Below are 14,735 nucleotides of genomic sequence, written 5' to 3'. Positions count from 1 at the left end.
GGACAGCTTACCAGGAAGGAACCCCGCCATGGCGACGAACGGCGCACGGATCGACTCCGACGACCTGATCCACCCGCACCACTACGGCACGAAGGGCGTTCCGCACGACGTCTGGACGGAGCTGCGCGCGCACGCGCCGGTGTACCGCTGCGAGCCCTCGGAGCACGAGCCGTTCTGGGCGATCACGAAGCACGCGGACATCATGGACATCTCGGGCCGGCCCGACGTGTTCTCGAACACCGCAGGGCCCGTGATCCTGAGCCGCCAGCAGCTGGCCGATCGCCGCAATCCCGAGAATCCGCTCGCGACGCTGCGCACGATCATCGAGATGGATCCGCCCGAGCACCGCGACTTCCGCAAGGTGGCGAGCGGGATGTTCACGCCGCGCGGCGTGCAGCACCTCGAGCGGCTGGCCGCGGAGAGTGCGCGCGCGCTGATCGACGCGCTCGGCGCGGAAGGCGAGTGCGACTTCGTCGAGAAGATCGCGCAGCGCCACCCGCTGCGGATCCTCGCGCAGCTGCTCGGCATCGACCGCGACGACGAGGAGCGCGTGCTCGAGCTGACGCAGCAGCTCTTCGCGGGGGACGACCCCGACCTGCAGCGCAAGGGCGAGGATCGCAGCGAGGCGCAGAAGCAGCTCGGCATCGAGTTCTACCAGCTCTTCGATCGCATCGTGCAGGACCGCCGCGCGAACCCGCGCGACGACCTCGCGACCAAGCTCGCGACGGGCGTGCTCCCGGACGGAAGCGCGATGGGGCCGCTCGAGACGTTCGGCTACTACCTGATCGTCTTCACCGCGGGCCACGACACGACGCGCAACGCGCTCGCCGGCGGCCTCGCCGCGCTGATCGAGAACCCCGACCAGCTCGCCGCGCTCCGAGGGCACCCCGAGCGGGCGAAGGCCGCGGTCGAGGAGGTCGTGCGCTGGGTCTCGCCCGTCAACTACATGCGCCGCCTGCTGCTGCGCGACGTCGAGCTGCACGGCCAGAAGCTCGCGAAGGGCGACAGCCTCGTGATGTTCTACGCGTCGGCCAACCGCGACGAGGACGTGTTCGACGCCCCGTTCCGCTTCGACATCTCGCGCCACCCGAACCGCCACCTCGGCTTCGGAACCGGCGAGCACTTCTGCCTGGGTGCCCACGTCGCGCGCATGAGCTCGCGCAAGCTGCTCGAGGAGATCGCCAACCGCGTCGAGGTGCTCGAGCCCGCGGCGTCGCCGTCGCAGATCGAGTCGAGCTTCGTGGTCGGGCTCAAGAGCCTGCCGGTCCGCTACCGCTTCCGCCCCGCGACGGCCGCCTGAGCCGCGCGCGCCCGCCGCGGCTCAGTCGAGCCGCTTGCGGAAGCGCGCGATCGCGAGCGAGAGCGTGATCGCGAAGAAGACCGCGAGCGGCCAGATCTCGCGCGCGAGCTCGTGGAGCGGCGCGGCGCGCAGCAGCACGCCGCGCGCGAGCCGCACGAAGTGCGTGAGCGGCATCGCCTCCGCGAGCACGCGCGCGGGCCGCGGCATGCCGTCGAACGGGAACATGAACCCGCTCATCAGGATCTGCGGCAGGAACGACATGAAGGTGAGCTGGAACGCCTGCATCTGCGTCGACACGAGCGTCGAGAACAGCAGCCCGAGCGCGAGCGCGGCCGCCACGAAGACGAGCGCCGCGACGTAGAGGTCGACGAGCGCGCCGCGCACCGGCACCTCGAAGGCGATGCGCCCGAGCAGCAGGATGAGCGACGTCTGCACCATCCCGATCGCGACGTAGGGCGCGATCTTCCCGAGCATGAGCTCCGTCGTGCGCACGGGCGTGTTGATGAGCAGCTCGAGGTTGCCGCGCTCGCGCTCGCGCACGATCGCGACCGCCGTGAAGAGCACCATCGTCATCGTGAGGATCACACCGATGAGCCCGGGCACGATCTGCACGGCCGAGCGGCGCTCCGGGTTGTAGAACGGTCGCACGGAGAACGTCGCGGGCGGCTCGCGCAGGCCGGGCGGCACCGCCCGCGCGTCGAGCGGCAGCCGCGCGAGGCCGCTCGCCGCCTGCTGGAGCGCGGGATCCGAGCCGTCGACGAGCAGCTGCGCGGGCGGGCGATCGCGCCGCGCCACGCGGCGCTCGAAGTCGGCCGGGATCGCGACGCCGATCGACACGCGCCCCTCGCGCAGCAGGTCCTGGAGCTCGCGCGCGGTCGCGACCTCGGCGACGACGTCGACCACCTGGCTCGCGCCCGCGTCGGCCACGAGACGCCGCGACAGCTGCGTGCCCGCCTCGTCGGCGACCGCCGCGCGCAGGTGGCGCACGTCGGTGTTGATCGCATAGCCGAAGAGCAGCAGCTGGATCACGGGCAGCCCGACGATCATGCCGGCCGTGAACCGGTCGCGGCGCAGCTGCCGCACCTCCTTGCGCGCGATGGCGAGCGAGCGACGCGCGAAGCTCATGCGGCGACTCCGCGGCCGACGGTCGCCGCGACGAAGACGTCCTCGAGGCTCGGCGCCGCGATGCGCGCCGTCGCCGGCACGCCGCGCTCGTCGAGCGCGCGCTGCACCTGCGCGTCGCGGCCGGTGCCCTCGACGAGCGCGCGCAGGCGCGTGCCGAGCTGCGCGACGCTGCGCACGAAGTCGAGCGGCTCGAGCGCGGCGCGCGCGCCGCGCAGCTCGTCGCCCTCGATCTCGACGACGAGGCCCGCGAGCTCGTCCATCAGCGCGCGCGGCGCGCCGTTCGCGACGAGCACGCCCCGGTCGAGGATCGCGAGGGCGTGGCAGCGCTCGGCCTCGTCCATGTAGTGCGTCGAGACCAGGATCGTCGTGCCGGCGTCGGCGAGCCGGAACAGCGACTCCCAGAAGTCGCGCCGGCTCTCCGGGTCGACGGCGCTCGTCGGCTCGTCGAGGAACAGGAGGTCGGGGTGGTGGATCACGGCGCCGGCGAGCGCGAGCCGCTGGCGCTGCCCGCCGGAGAGCGTGCCGGCGAGCTGCGCGCGCAGCGCGCCGAGGCGGTACTCCTCGCAGAGCTCGTCGATGCGCCCGGGCGCGTCGGCGCGCGCGAGCGCGTACACCTCCGCGAGGAAGGCGAGGTTCTCGTCGACCGTGAGGTCCTCGTAGAGCGAGAAGCGCTGCGTCATGTAGCCGATGCGCTCGCGCAGGCGCGGCGCCTCGCGCGGCACGGCGAGACCGAGCACGACCGCATCGCCCTCGGAGGGCGCGAGCAGCCCGCACAGCATGCGGATGGTCGTCGTCTTGCCGGAGCCGTTCGGCCCGAGGAAGCCGTAGATCTCGCCGCGCGGGATCGCGAGGTCGAGGTGGTCGACGGCGACGAGCTCGCCGAAGCGCCGCGTGAGCTGGCGAGCTTCGATCGCGAGCGGCTCGCTCACGGCGCGAGCTCGAGCTCGGCCTCGACCGGAAGGCCGGTCGGCAGCGCGCGCGCCGCATCCTCGGTGAGATCGATCTCCGCGACCCAGGTGAGGCGCCCGCGATCGTGCTTCGTGAGCGCGTAGTACGGCGTGAACGCGGCGTCGGACGACACACTGCGCACGCGCGCGGCGAACGGCGCGTCGACGCCGTCGACGTGCACGCGCGCCGCGGCGCCCGGCGCGACGCGCGCGCGCAGCGCGGCGGGCACGAAGACGCGCGCGTAGGGCGCGCCGTCGGCGAGCATCACGGCGACGACGGCGCCCGCCGGCGGCCGCTCGCCCACCTCGAAGGGCAGCGCGTCGATCGCCCCCGCGCGCCGCGAGGCGCTGCTCGCGCAGTGCCGCGTCGCGCGCCGTGGCGCGCGCCTCCTCGAGCTGCGCGCGCGCCTGGTCGACCTGCTCGGACCGCGTTCCCGCGAGCAGGCGGTCGAGCTCCGCGCGCGCCGCGTCGCGATCGGCGCGGGCGAGCGCGAGCGCGCGGGCGCGCTCGTCCGCGAGCTCGTCGGACGCCGCTCCCGCGCCGCGCAGCGCCTCGGCGCGCGCGGCCTCGCGCTCCGCGGTGGCGAACGCCTCGCGCGCGCCCGCGAAGCGCGCCCGCGCGCGCGCGATGTCCTCGCTGCGCGGACCGCGGAGCGCTTCCTCGAGGCGCGCCTCGGCGAGGGCGACGCGCTGGTCGGCGGCCTCGCGCAGCGCCTGCAGGCGATCGGGCGCGAGGCGCAGCAAGAGCTGCCCTTCCGCGACGGTCGCGCCCTCCTCGACCGCGATCTCGACGATCGGCTCGTTCGCCTCGGCGACGAGCTCGAGCCGGTCGCGCTCGAGCGTACCGACGACGGTCGCGTCCTCGCCGCCGCACGCCGCGGCGAGCGCGAGCGCGAGCGCGAGCCGCGCGGCGAACGGCGCGCGCCGGACCGCGCGCGTCACGCCTTCGCTCCTTCGAGGAAGAGGCGTTTCGTGTGCGCGGCGAGGCGCGCGCGGAACGCGCCGTCGTAGGCGAAGCCGAGCACGCGCTCGAGCACGGGCTTGGCGATGAACGGGAACGCGACGAGCCCGAGCAGCGAGACGAGCGCGAGGTCGACGTCGAGGTCGTCGCGCAGCCGCCCGACCGCGACCTCCGCGCGGAGCGCACGCCGCACGAGCTGCGACATCGGGCGCGCATAGCCCTCGACGAAGCGCTCGCGGAAGGGCGCGTCGTCGCCGAACACCTCGCGCACGATCATCTGCGGAATCCAGGGCGCCGCGCCGAGCGCGTCGTGGACGACGTCGAGGAGCACGTCGACGGAGGCCGGCCCCGCGCCCTGCGACACGCGCGTCGCGAGCGCGGCGCTCGCGCGCGCGAGCACGCTCTGCAGCGCCGACTCGAGCAGCGCGCCGAACAGGCCGTGCTTGTCGCCGAAGTAGTAGTGGACCATCGCGGCCGTCGTGCCCGCGCGCTGCGCGACGCCGCGCAGCGTGACGGCCGCGAAGCTGCGCGCACCGAACTCGGCGCGCGCCGCGTCGAGCAGCGCGGCGCGCAGGTCGGGCGCGTCGCTCCCCGCCGCCGGCCGACCGGGCCCGCGCGCCGAGCGCGTCCCGGGGCGCGCGCCGGCGGCGCGCTTCGCGGGGCGCGCGCCAGCGGAGGGCTTCGCGGGGTCTGCGGGCTCGGCGCCGCGGATGCGCCGGGCAGGCGTTTCGGAGCGGGATCGGGGGCGCGCGGGAGGCGGCGGCGTCACGGGCCGTATTTAAACGCTCGTTCAATTCGCGCGCAAGCGGCTGGCGACACTCAGCGGCTCCGCCGCGCAGCGGCGCGCGGCTCGGCGGCGCAGCGGCGGCGCGGCGCGCGGCTCAGCGCGCGGACGCGGGAACGGGCTCGGACGCGGCAACGGGCTCGGACGCGCGCGCGGGCGAGATCCAGACGGGCGACGTCCAGGCGCGCTCCTGGATCGTGCGCTCGTGGAAGGGCTCGTCGGCCTCGCTCCAGCAGCAGGCGCCGAAGACGTCCCCGCGCGCGCCGTTCGCCTGCGCGTCGGCCGTGCGCGCCGCCGCCTGCGCGCGGCAGTCGGCGGCGAACGGATTCACGCCGGCGTCGAGGCACTGGCGCGTGCTCCAGCGGCAGGTCGGGTTCTCGAGCACGCGCGCGTAGTAGAAGGCGCGCTGCGCGGGATCGAACGCGTCGTCCTCCCACACGGTGCAGAGCGCGTCGGCGCCGCGGCCGACGGGCGCGCACGTTTCGGGGTCGACGGTCGCGCCGTTCGCCGCGTCGCCCGCGACGTCGACGATGCGCTCGTGCGTCGCGCCCGCGGCGTCGACCCATCCCTTCACGATCTGGATGCGCTGCAGGTCGGCGCCCGGGAAGGCCTGCGTGCCGGGATCCTTGAGCGCCCATGCGAAGAAGCGCGGCCGCGCGTCGCCGCCGGCCTCGAGCTCTCCGCCCGCCTCGAGCTCTCCGCCCATCGGGACGCCGCGCGCGTACGCGCGCGCGATCGCGGCATCGCCCGGCGCGTCGCACATCGAGGCGTCGAAGGCGTCGCCGAACGCGGCGAAGAAGCGCACGCTCGGTCGCGTGCCGCTCGTCGCGTACGCCTCGCGCCGGCGGAGCGCCGCGAAGATCGCATCGCGCGAGTTCTCCTCGGCCCACACCACGGCGAGCCCGCCCGGGTTGTCCTGCACGTGGTCCTGCACGTTGCGGTAGCCGGCGTCGCGCCGGCCGAGGTGCCCGACGAAGCGAGCCTCGTCCGCGCCGCCGGCCGTCGCGCTGTGCGTGTCGGTGCTCCCGATGAAGCCCATCGCGAAGGGGTTCGTGCCCGTGCGCTGGCCGAGCGCGAGCCCGTCCTTCAGCACGTTGCGCACGAGGTTGCGCGGCGCGAACTCGTCGAGCGGCGTCGGCGCGCCGCCCTCGGACTGCAGCTCGCCGTACAGGAACGCGAGCGACTGCAGGCTGTCCGTCTTGTTCTGCTCGAACGTGCAGAGCTCGTCGGCGGTGCCGACGCCGCGCCCGAGCAGCCGGTCGAAGCGGCACTCGCTCGCGCCCTTGTGCTGCACGAGCTCGACGACGGGCTCGAAGAAGAGCCGCTCGCTCGCCTCGAGCTCCGTGCGCGGGTCGCGGAACATGCGCCCGCCCGCGAGGTTCGGGTTGTGCGGGATGGCGAGCACGTCGCAGCCCGTGCCCGCCTCGATGCACTCGGCGCGCAGCCTCCGCCAGAGCTCGGGGAAGTTCGCGGTGCCCGTGTCGACCGCGCTGATCGGGCGCGCGACGACCCGATCGTTCCGGAAGATCACGTTGCGGTGCAGGTTGTCGTAGCCCGGCGTGTCCGTGTACTCGTAGCCGACGAAGGTCGTGAAGTCGCAGGCCGGTGTGCGGTCGTAGGCGTCCTCGGCCGCCTGCTGGATGCGCTCCCACATCGCGCGCAGGCGGCGGTCGCAGTCGCTGCCCGGCAGGTCGCACTGCCAGACGCGCTCCTTCACGGGCTCCGACTGGCTGATGAAGTCCGACCACCAGCCGGCCGCGACGAGCCCGGCGAGGAACGACTCCGCGCGCGTCGCGACGCACAGCGGCGTGAACGACGCGAGCGACCACTCGGCACCCGTGCAGAGGTCGATCTCGCCGAGCGTCTCGGCGTGGTCCGTGACGGCGGCGAAGTCGAGCGGCCGCCCGATCGTCGCCGCGACGATCTCGCCCTCCTCCGCACCCGGCAGCGCGATCGTCTCGCCCATCGCATAGCGATAGGCGCCCCACGGATCGTTGCGCTGGCCCGACGTGTAGGAGTCGAACGAGTAGCTCGTGTGGACGTGGAGATCGCCGAAGAGCGGCCGGCGCAGCGCGTCGTGACGCGCGCACGGCGCGCGCTCCTCGGTGCGCTCGAACGGAGCCGCAGCGGCCGCGGCTCCGCCGACGAGCGCGAGCGCGACCGCGAGAGCGAGACGCGAACGGGCCCGCACGGCGCGCGCTACAGCCGGTAGAGCCGCGCGGCGGTGTCGTGCAGCACCTTCTGCAGCGTCGCGTCGGGAAGGCCCGCGAGCGCGCGCTCGGCGTACAGGCGCGGGTGCGTGCCGGCGCTCGCGGGGCCGGGCGCCTGGCACGTCGGGTGCGGGTAGTCCGTCTCGAACAGGATGTTGTCCGGGAAGCGCGCGATCGCGTCGGCGAGGCCGCCCTCCTCGAACCAGAAGCTCGCGTAGATCTGCCGGCGGAAGTACTCGCTCGGGAGCAGGTCGTACTCCGGGTGCTCCTTGCGCACGCCGTTGTTCTTCCACTGCCAGTCGAGGCCCTCGACGACGAACGGGATCCAGCCGACGCCGCTCTCGACGCTCACCATCTGCAGGCGCGGGAAGCGGTGCGGCACGCCGCCCATGATGACGTCGGAGATCGAGCGCGCGTTGTCGATGAACGCCATCACCGACGCGCGCGCGAAGTTCGTCTTGAAGCCGATGTTCGCCGGGTCGGTCGAGACGTCCGTGAAGTCGCCTCCGCCGACGTGGAAGCTCACCGTCATGTCGTTCGCCTGCGCGGCGCCCCAGAAGCGGTCCCAGTGCTTGTCGCGCAGGAGCGGCTGGCCGTGGTCCTGCGGCTGGTTGCACATCAGGATCGCGCGGAAGCCGAGCCCCGCGCAGCGCTCGATCTCGCGCACCGAAGCGTCGACGTCCCAGAACGGCATCGCCGCGACGCCGAGCAGGCGGTGCGGATCGGCCGAGCACCAGTCGACGAGGAAGTCGTTGTAGGCCGACACGCAGTCGAGCATGAGCTGCGGATCGCCGAGCTTGCGGAACCCGCCCGAGCCGAAGCCGCCGACGTTCGGGTAGAGCACCTGCGCGTGGATCTTCTCCTCGTCCATGAACGCGAGGCGCGCCTTCGCGTCGTACATCGCCTTCGGGATCTCGGCGTAGCCGCTGCGGAACTCGGGCGGCGTGCCGTCGTGGCCGGCCATCGAGTACGCGCCCGGCATGCCGACGGGCTGGTCGCCCGCGAACCACAGGTCCTTGCCGTCGATCTGCCGGATGTGCGGGATGCGGTCGCCGTACTTCGAGGCGAGCCGCGCCGTCCACGTGTCGGGCGGCTCGGTCAGGTGCGTGTCGATGTCGATCACCTGGAAGCGGTCGAAGATCGCGGCGGCCATGCTGCCTCCGTGCGCGCACACCGGCCTCGCCGGCTCGCGCGCTCCGCGGACGTGATTGGATTCAGTCGAGTGAAAGCTTGCGGCGGACTGTAGGCGCGGCCTAGGCTGCGCGCCATGGCCGTTCCGCAGCCCGCCGCCGAGGTCGTCGCCCTGCCGCGCCGCGAGCGCCGCAAGCTCGAGCTGCGCGCCCGCATCCTCGAGGCGGCGCGCGCGCTCTTCGACGACCAGGGGTTCGACGCGACGCGCGTGGCGGAGATCGCCGAGCGCGCCGACGTCGCCGAGAAGACCGTCTTCAACCACTTCGCGACGAAGCAGCTGATGATGCGCGAGCTCGCCTACGAGGCGATCGCCGCGCTCGTCGAGCGCGTCGAGCAGGTGCGGCGCGAGCCGGGCACGACGCGCGAGCGGCTCGCGCGCTTCTTCGAGCAGGTCGCCGACGCGGCCGAGGAAGGCGGGCCGACGCACCGCGAGCTGCTGACGGAGACGATCCACGCGCTGCACGACGCGCGCGACGAGTCCGAGCAGGTGAAGCGCCTGCACGACGCGTTCGCCGGCATCGTCGGCGACGGCGTCGCGCGCGGCGAGATCACGCGCGCGCACGCGCCCGAGACGCTCGCCAACGCGATCCTCGGGTCGTTCTACTCGCTGATGTTCAGCTGGGCCCACGTCGAGGGCTTCCCCGTCCGCGAGCAGGCGCGCGCGACCGCGCGCTTCCTCGCCGACGCCCTCGCCGCCTGAGCCCGTTCCCTCGCCCGAACCACGGAGGAGCTCGCATGAGCCGCAACTTCCAGGAGCACCACACGGACCTGCCGATCCCGAACGGCTGGTTCGCCGTCGCCTTCAGCCGCGACCTCGTTCCCGGCGACGTCAAGGCGATCACGTACTTCGACAGGAACCTCGTGCTCTTCCGCGCGCGCGACGGCGCGGCACGCGTGCTCGACGCCTACTGTCCGCACCTCGGCGCGCACCTCGGCGAGGGCGGCCGCGTGATGGGCAACACCGTGCGCTGCCCGTTCCACGGCTGGCAGTTCGACGGCTCGTCCGGCCAGTGCACGACGATCCCATACTGCGAGCGCATCCCGCCGGCGGCGCGCGTGCGCGCGTGGGACGTCGTCGAGAAGAACGAGCTGATCTTCGTGTGGCACCACGCGGAGGGGAAGCCGCCGCAGTGGGACTTCCCGGTCGCGCCGGAGATCGGCCATCCCGACTGGACCGAGCCGCGCACGATGCTGCTCGAGGTGCCCGTGCACTCGCAGGACATGCACGAGAACAATCTCGATCCCGTCCACTTCCAGTTCGTGCACGGCATGCTGAGCACGCCGCCCACCGAGGTCGAGTACGGCGAGGGCGGCCGCTACGCGCGCATCCAGCACACGTCGCCGCAGGAGACGCCCATGGGCACGTTCGACATGACGCTCGTGCGCGAGTCCTGGGGCCTCGGGCTCTCGAGCGTGCGCAGCGTCGGCATCCCGGGCGCCGGGCTCCTCATGTACTCGTCGACATCGCCCGTCGGTCCGCGCATGACGCACTCGCGCTGGGTCTTCACCGTCACGAAGAACCTCGCCGACGTCGCGGGCGAGGAGTGGATCGCCAACCTCTCGGCCGGCGTGATGGACGACATGCGCATCTGGTCGAACAAGGTGCACCGCGCGGAGCCCGTGCTGTGCGAGGCGGACAAGGAGCTGATCGAGTTCCGCCGCTGGGTGAAGCAGTTCTACTCCGACCCCGCCTGAACGACGCGCGCGACGCCGCGCGCGCCGAGGAGCCTCCCATGTCCGACCGCCACCTCGTGATCTCGACCGACTGCCACGCCGGGCTCCCGCCCGAGCGCTACCGCGAGTATCTCGACCCGCAGCACCGCGAGGCGTTCGACCAGGCGCTGCCCATCCAGCTCGCGATGACGAAGCAGGCGAGCAAGCAGTTCCTCGTCGAGGACATCAACGAGGAGTGGCGCGAGGGCAACGAGCACGGACTCCACGGCGCGTGGGACCACGACGCGCGCATCGACGTGCTCGACGGCGACGGCATCGCCGGCGAGATCGTGTTCCCCGACGGCATCACCGAGATGAACTCGCCGCCGTTCGGCGCGGGCATCGGGCTGCCCACGGAGAACGTCGTGCCGGAGCTGCAGTGGGCGGGCGCACGCGCCCACAACCGCTGGCTCGCCGAGCTCGTGTCGATGGCGCCGGAGCGCCACTTCGGCGTCGCGATCGTGCCGGCGTGCTGGGACGACATGGAGACGACGCTCGCCGAGGTGCGCTGGGCGCGCGAGCACGGGCTCGGCGGCATCATGCTGCCGCCCGTCTGGGGGAAGAAGCGGCCGTACCACCACCCGTTCTACGAGCCGCTGTGGGCGCTCTGCCAGGACCTCGGCGTGATCGTGCACTTCCACTCGGGCCCGGCGCCGGCCGAGGACTACTTCGGCCCGATGCCGCCGCAGGAGGGCCAGCCGCAGCTCCCGGGCGGCGTGGGCATCTACATCTGCGAGGTCCCGTTCTGGAACGTGCGCCCCGTGACGTTCATGCTCTGGGGCGGCGTCTTCACGCGCCATCCGAAGCTCAAGGTCGTCGTCACCGAGGGCACCACCGTGTGGGTGCCGGAGTACGTCGCGCTGCTCGAGCAACGCTATGCGGAGGCGCACTACAGCGCGAAGCTCGGCGACTTCCGGAGCCACCTGAAGGGCAAGTCGCCGGCGCAGGCGTTCCGCGAGAACGTCTTCCTCGGCGCGTCGTGCATGCCGCGGCGCGAGGCCGAGCTGCGGCACGAGATCGGGCTCGCGCAGATCGGCTGGGGCAGCGACTACCCGCATCCCGAAGGCAGCTGGCCGTTCACGAAGCGGCAGATGCACGACACCTTCGACGGGCTCCCCGAGGACGACGTCGCCGCGATGCTCGGCGGCAACGCGGCGCGCTTCTACGGCTTCGACGTCGAGAAGCTCGCGCCGCTCGTCGCCGAGATCGGGCCGGAGAAGCGCGGGTTCGCGCGGGGCTGAGCGCGGCGCGCGTTCGCGGCTTCCTGCGGCGGCGCGCATCCCGTAGGATGCGCACGCGATGGAGCTCATCTTCGTCCGACACGGCGAGCCCGTCTCGGTGCGCACCGCGGGCGAGCCCGCCGACCCGCCGCTGTCCGAGCGCGGCAGCTGGCAGGCCGACCGCGTCTCCCGCTGGCTCGCCGCCGAGCCCGTCGACGCGCTCGTCACGAGCAACAAGACGCGCGCGCAGCAGACGGTCGCGCCGCTCGCCGCACAGCGCGCGCTCGCGCCGCGCGTCGTCGCCGACCTCGACGAGATCGACCGGCGCGCGCCGATCTACGCGCCCATCCAGCACCTCGCCCGCGAGTTCCCCGACTACTGGCAGAAGATCGTCGACCAGCGCTGGGACGAGATCGGCTGGGACGCGCCCGAGGTCTTCCGCGACCGCGTGCTCGCCGCGTACGAGGCGCTCGTGCGCGAGCGGCCGGGCGAGCGCGTCGTCGTCGGCTGCCACGGCGGCGTGATCGGCGTCGTGCTCTCGCACGTGGTCGGTGTCGCGACGCCGTTCGCGTTCGCGAACCTCCCGTTCGCGTCGATCTCGCGCGTCGTCGTCGACGCGAACGGCCGCGCGCAGGTGCGCAGCATCAGCGAGGTCGGCCACTTCGACGCGACGCGCACGCGCGTCGTCGGCCCGGACGGCGAGGGCTTCGCGGGGCGCGGCTGGCAGGACGCCGCGCGCGAGCTCGGAAACGGCGCGCCGCAGCGCGCGCACGACGGGGAGGACGCCCATGGCGACTGAGAGCGAGGCCACCGAGCGAGCGCGCCGCGTCGCGGACGGGACGGCGTGGAAGGAATTCTGCCGCGCGCTCGAGGCGTGCGGCGAGGTGATCCTCGGCCCGTCGACGCCGGACGACGCCTTCGATCGCGCCGAGGGCTTCCGCTACCTGACGCGGCTCGTGCGCGCGTCGCTCGAGTCGAACGTCGAGTCGAGCGACCCGCAGTTCCCGCGCTTCTTCCAGCTCTCGAACGAGACGGTGAAGATCGGCAACGACAACCCGGACAACGTCTACCACAACGCCAACCTGTCGGGTGCGCACGACTACCGCATCCACGGCAGGCGCGGCACGACGCCCTACATCAGCTGGGCTTGTTATGGCGGCGGCTACGGCGAGGACGGCCGCATGACGCCGACCGGCCAGCTCGACAGCTCGCAGCTCGAGGTCGAGCCCGACGGCAGCTTCGAGATCGTCGTCTCGGCGAAGCCGCAGCCGAACGCGAAGAACTGGCTGGCGATGGACCCGAGCACGACCAACATGGTCGTGCGGCAGACCTTCCACGTGCGCGCGGACGAGGAGCCCGCCCGCTACGCGATCGAATGCCTGAACCCGACGCGCGACGACCGGCTCGACCCGGCGTCGCTCGCGCTGAAGCTCGGCGCCGCCGCGAGCTTCGTCCGCGGCACGTCGCAGCTCTTCGTCGACTGGATGCGGATCTTCGAGAAGCACGTCAACCAGCTCCCGGCCGATGACCAGACGCGCTGCCAGAACGCGGGTGGCGACAAGAACATCCACTACAAGAACAGCCGCTGGGAGCTCGGGCCCGACGAGGCGCTCGTGATCGAGGCGCCGGAGATCCCGCGCTGCTCGACCTGGAACTTCCAGCTCGGCAACTTCTGGATGGAGTCGCTCGACTACCGCTACCACCGCGTCAGCGTGAACAAGTACACGGCCGCCTACGAGCCCGACGGCTCGGTGCGCGTCGTCGTCGCGCACCGCGACCCCGGCCCGAAGTACCCGAACTGGATCGACACCTGCGGCCACGCGCGCGGCGCGATGCTGTGGCGCTGGATCGAGGCGGATTCGCACCCCGACGTCCACACGCGCGTGGTGAAGTTCGCCGAGCTGTGAACGACCTCGCCGCGCCGTTCCTCGGCACGAGCGCCTGGATCGACGCGCCGGAGGATCCGCGACCGCCGCTCGCGGGCGACGCGCGCGCGGACGTGGCGATCGTGGGCGGCGGCCTCACGGGCCTCTCGACGGCGATCGCGCTGCGCGACGCGGGCGTCGACGTCGCACTCGTCGAGCGCGCGTTCTGCGGCGCCGGCGCGAGCGGGCGCAACGCGGGCCACCTCACGCCGACGATCGGCAAGGACATGCCGACGCTGCGGATGATGTTCGGCGAGGAGCGCGCGGGCGCCCTCGTCCGTTTCGCCGACCACTGCGTGGCGCGCACCGAGGCGCGCATCGCCGAGCTCGGCATCGCGTGCGACTACCAGCCGTCGGGCAACGTGATGGCGGCCGTCCACGCGAGCCAGGAGCGACGGCTCCGGCGCGCGGCGGACGCGGCCGCGAAGGCGGGCGCGCGCGTCGCCTTCCTCGAAGCCGACGCGATGCGCGCGCGCGGCCTGCCCGGCGCGTTCCTGTGCGGGGCGCACGAGGCCGCGGGCGGGACGCTCGACCCGGGCCACCTCGTGCGCGGACTGCGCGCCGCCGCGCTCGCGCGCGGCGTCCGCCTCCACGAAGGCACCGAGGTGCGAGAGGTGGTGCCCGGCGCGAAGCCCGTCGTGCGCACGCGCGACGGGAGCCTCGAGGCCGACCGCGTCGTGCTCGCGACGAACGCGTGGACGCGCACGCTGCGCGGACACGGGCGCGAGATCGTCCCGCTCTACGTCACGCTCTTCGAGTCCGCGCCGCTCGACGACGCGCACGTCGCGGCGCTCGGCGGCTGGCCCTCGCGCGAGGGCGTCTACACCGCGCACGAGGCCCTCGAGAGCTATCGCCTGACGTCGCGCCGCACGATCGTCGGCGGCTCGAAGGCGCCGCGCTACGCGTTCGGGAGCCGACCGCGGGAGCGCGTCGCGGGCGCGCACGCGGGCACGCAGCGCGCCGTCGCGCGCGCGTTCCGCGACCGCTTCCCCGAGCTCGCCGACGTCCCGATCGCGCACTACTGGGGCGGCTGGATCGCGATGACGCTGTCGTTCCTGCCGTCGATCTCGCCGCGGCCGGCTCGCGGCGTCGTGCACGCGGCCGGCTTCAACGGCCACGGCGTCGCGCAGGCGACGGCCACGGGCGAGCTGCTCGCGTCCGCGCTCGCCGGCCGGCCCGACCCCTGGCTCGACATCGTCGCCGACTGCGCGCCGGCGCTCCCGCCCGAGCCCGCGCGGTGGCTCGCGGCGCGCGGGCTCCTCGCGGTCGTCCAGGGCCTCGACGCGATCACGGACCGGCGCGTGCGCGCGCGCGCGGGCCCGCGCGGCGCCGCGCCGCCGCGACGAGCGCGTTGAAAGA

Annotated in this window: 13 protein-coding genes; 7 read left to right on the top strand and 6 right to left on the bottom strand. The window is 73.5% G+C overall.

Going from position 1 to position 14,735, the window contains the following annotated elements:
* Nucleotides 1–28 precede the first annotated feature (28 nt).
* Entirely contained in the window at nucleotides 29–1,300 is a 1,272-nt protein-coding gene (locus R3E88_05510; GenBank protein ID MEZ4215916.1) for a cytochrome P450, read from the top strand.
* 21 nt (nucleotides 1,301–1,321) lie between these two features.
* On the opposite strand, the gene R3E88_05505 is transcribed toward R3E88_05510, so the two are convergent.
* The 6 genes from R3E88_05505 to R3E88_05480 form a co-directional block, all read right to left on the bottom strand.
* On the bottom strand, nucleotides 1,322–2,425 hold the full coding sequence (locus tag R3E88_05505; protein ID MEZ4215915.1) for an ABC transporter permease: 1,104 nt from the start codon (nucleotides 2,423–2,425) through the stop codon (nucleotides 1,322–1,324).
* A complete protein-coding gene (locus R3E88_05500; GenBank protein ID MEZ4215914.1) occupies nucleotides 2,422–3,336 on the bottom strand; it encodes an ABC transporter ATP-binding protein in 915 nt (304 codons plus the stop codon). Before R3E88_05500 ends, R3E88_05505 begins: the two co-directional genes overlap by 4 nt.
* Before the next feature lie 14 nt (nucleotides 3,337–3,350).
* On the bottom strand, nucleotides 3,351–3,848 hold the full coding sequence (locus R3E88_05495) for an HlyD family secretion protein (protein MEZ4215913.1): 498 nt from the start codon (nucleotides 3,846–3,848) through the stop codon (nucleotides 3,351–3,353).
* Nucleotides 3,849–4,310: 462 nt separating this feature from the next.
* Nucleotides 4,311–5,102 (bottom strand): TetR/AcrR family transcriptional regulator, encoded by a 792-nt coding sequence (locus R3E88_05490; protein MEZ4215912.1) that lies wholly within the window; start codon nucleotides 5,100–5,102, stop codon nucleotides 4,311–4,313.
* Nucleotides 5,103–5,214: 112 nt separating this feature from the next.
* Nucleotides 5,215–7,308: a DUF3604 domain-containing protein gene (locus R3E88_05485; protein MEZ4215911.1), complete on the bottom strand. Its 2,094-nt coding sequence runs from the start codon at nucleotides 7,306–7,308 to the stop codon at nucleotides 5,215–5,217.
* Between the two features lie 8 nt (nucleotides 7,309–7,316).
* On the bottom strand, nucleotides 7,317–8,480 hold the full coding sequence (locus R3E88_05480; GenBank protein MEZ4215910.1) for an amidohydrolase family protein: 1,164 nt from the start codon (nucleotides 8,478–8,480) through the stop codon (nucleotides 7,317–7,319).
* Between the two features lie 114 nt (nucleotides 8,481–8,594).
* Between R3E88_05480 and R3E88_05475 the strand changes: the two genes are divergently transcribed.
* Genes R3E88_05475 through R3E88_05450 form a run of 6 tightly spaced genes read left to right on the top strand, consistent with a single transcriptional unit; the run spans nucleotide 8,595 to nucleotide 14,731 of the window.
* Nucleotides 8,595–9,218, top strand: coding sequence for a helix-turn-helix domain-containing protein (locus R3E88_05475; protein MEZ4215909.1), 624 nt, complete (start codon nucleotides 8,595–8,597; stop codon nucleotides 9,216–9,218).
* A 35-nt stretch (nucleotides 9,219–9,253) separates the two neighbouring features.
* Nucleotides 9,254–10,213, top strand: coding sequence for a Rieske 2Fe-2S domain-containing protein (locus R3E88_05470; GenBank protein ID MEZ4215908.1), 960 nt, complete (start codon nucleotides 9,254–9,256; stop codon nucleotides 10,211–10,213).
* A gap of 38 nt (nucleotides 10,214–10,251) precedes the next feature.
* On the top strand, nucleotides 10,252–11,472 hold the full coding sequence (locus R3E88_05465; GenBank protein ID MEZ4215907.1) for an amidohydrolase family protein: 1,221 nt from the start codon (nucleotides 10,252–10,254) through the stop codon (nucleotides 11,470–11,472).
* A 58-nt stretch (nucleotides 11,473–11,530) separates the two neighbouring features.
* Nucleotides 11,531–12,250 carry a histidine phosphatase family protein gene (locus R3E88_05460; protein ID MEZ4215906.1) on the top strand — a complete coding sequence of 240 codons (720 nt, stop codon included), beginning with the start codon at nucleotides 11,531–11,533 and terminating at the stop codon, nucleotides 12,248–12,250.
* Nucleotides 12,240–13,358, top strand: a complete 1,119-nt coding sequence (locus R3E88_05455; protein ID MEZ4215905.1) for a DUF1214 domain-containing protein — start codon at nucleotides 12,240–12,242, stop codon at nucleotides 13,356–13,358. The genes R3E88_05460 and R3E88_05455 overlap by 11 nt, the downstream gene beginning before the upstream one ends.
* Nucleotides 13,355–14,731, top strand: coding sequence for an FAD-dependent oxidoreductase (locus R3E88_05450; GenBank protein MEZ4215904.1), 1,377 nt, complete (start codon nucleotides 13,355–13,357; stop codon nucleotides 14,729–14,731). Before R3E88_05455 ends, R3E88_05450 begins: the two co-directional genes overlap by 4 nt.
* Nucleotides 14,732–14,735 lie beyond the last annotated feature (4 nt).

Source organism: Myxococcota bacterium (genome assembly GCA_041389495.1).
In the GTDB taxonomy this organism is placed as follows: Bacteria; Myxococcota_A; UBA9160; order UBA9160; family UBA4427; genus JAWKRT01.
The sequence above is the reverse complement of the archived record's forward strand: the minus strand, read 5'-3'. Positions and strand labels throughout refer to the sequence as shown.

Bases quoted from the DNA above. Each gene is read 5' to 3' on its own strand.
- R3E88_05480 (MEZ4215910.1), bottom strand. From the start codon at position 8,480: ATGGCCGCCGCGATCTTCGACCGCTTCCAGGTGATCGACATCGACACG.
- R3E88_05460 (MEZ4215906.1), top strand. From the start codon at position 11,531: ATGGAGCTCATCTTCGTCCGACACGGCGAGCCCGTCTCGGTGCGCACC.
- R3E88_05475 (MEZ4215909.1), top strand. From the start codon at position 8,595: ATGGCCGTTCCGCAGCCCGCCGCCGAGGTCGTCGCCCTGCCGCGCCGC.
- R3E88_05510 (MEZ4215916.1), top strand. From the start codon at position 29: ATGGCGACGAACGGCGCACGGATCGACTCCGACGACCTGATCCACCCG.
- R3E88_05455 (MEZ4215905.1), top strand. From the start codon at position 12,240: ATGGCGACTGAGAGCGAGGCCACCGAGCGAGCGCGCCGCGTCGCGGAC.
- R3E88_05505 (MEZ4215915.1), bottom strand. From the start codon at position 2,425: ATGAGCTTCGCGCGTCGCTCGCTCGCCATCGCGCGCAAGGAGGTGCGG.
- R3E88_05465 (MEZ4215907.1), top strand. From the start codon at position 10,252: ATGTCCGACCGCCACCTCGTGATCTCGACCGACTGCCACGCCGGGCTC.
- R3E88_05470 (MEZ4215908.1), top strand. From the start codon at position 9,254: ATGAGCCGCAACTTCCAGGAGCACCACACGGACCTGCCGATCCCGAAC.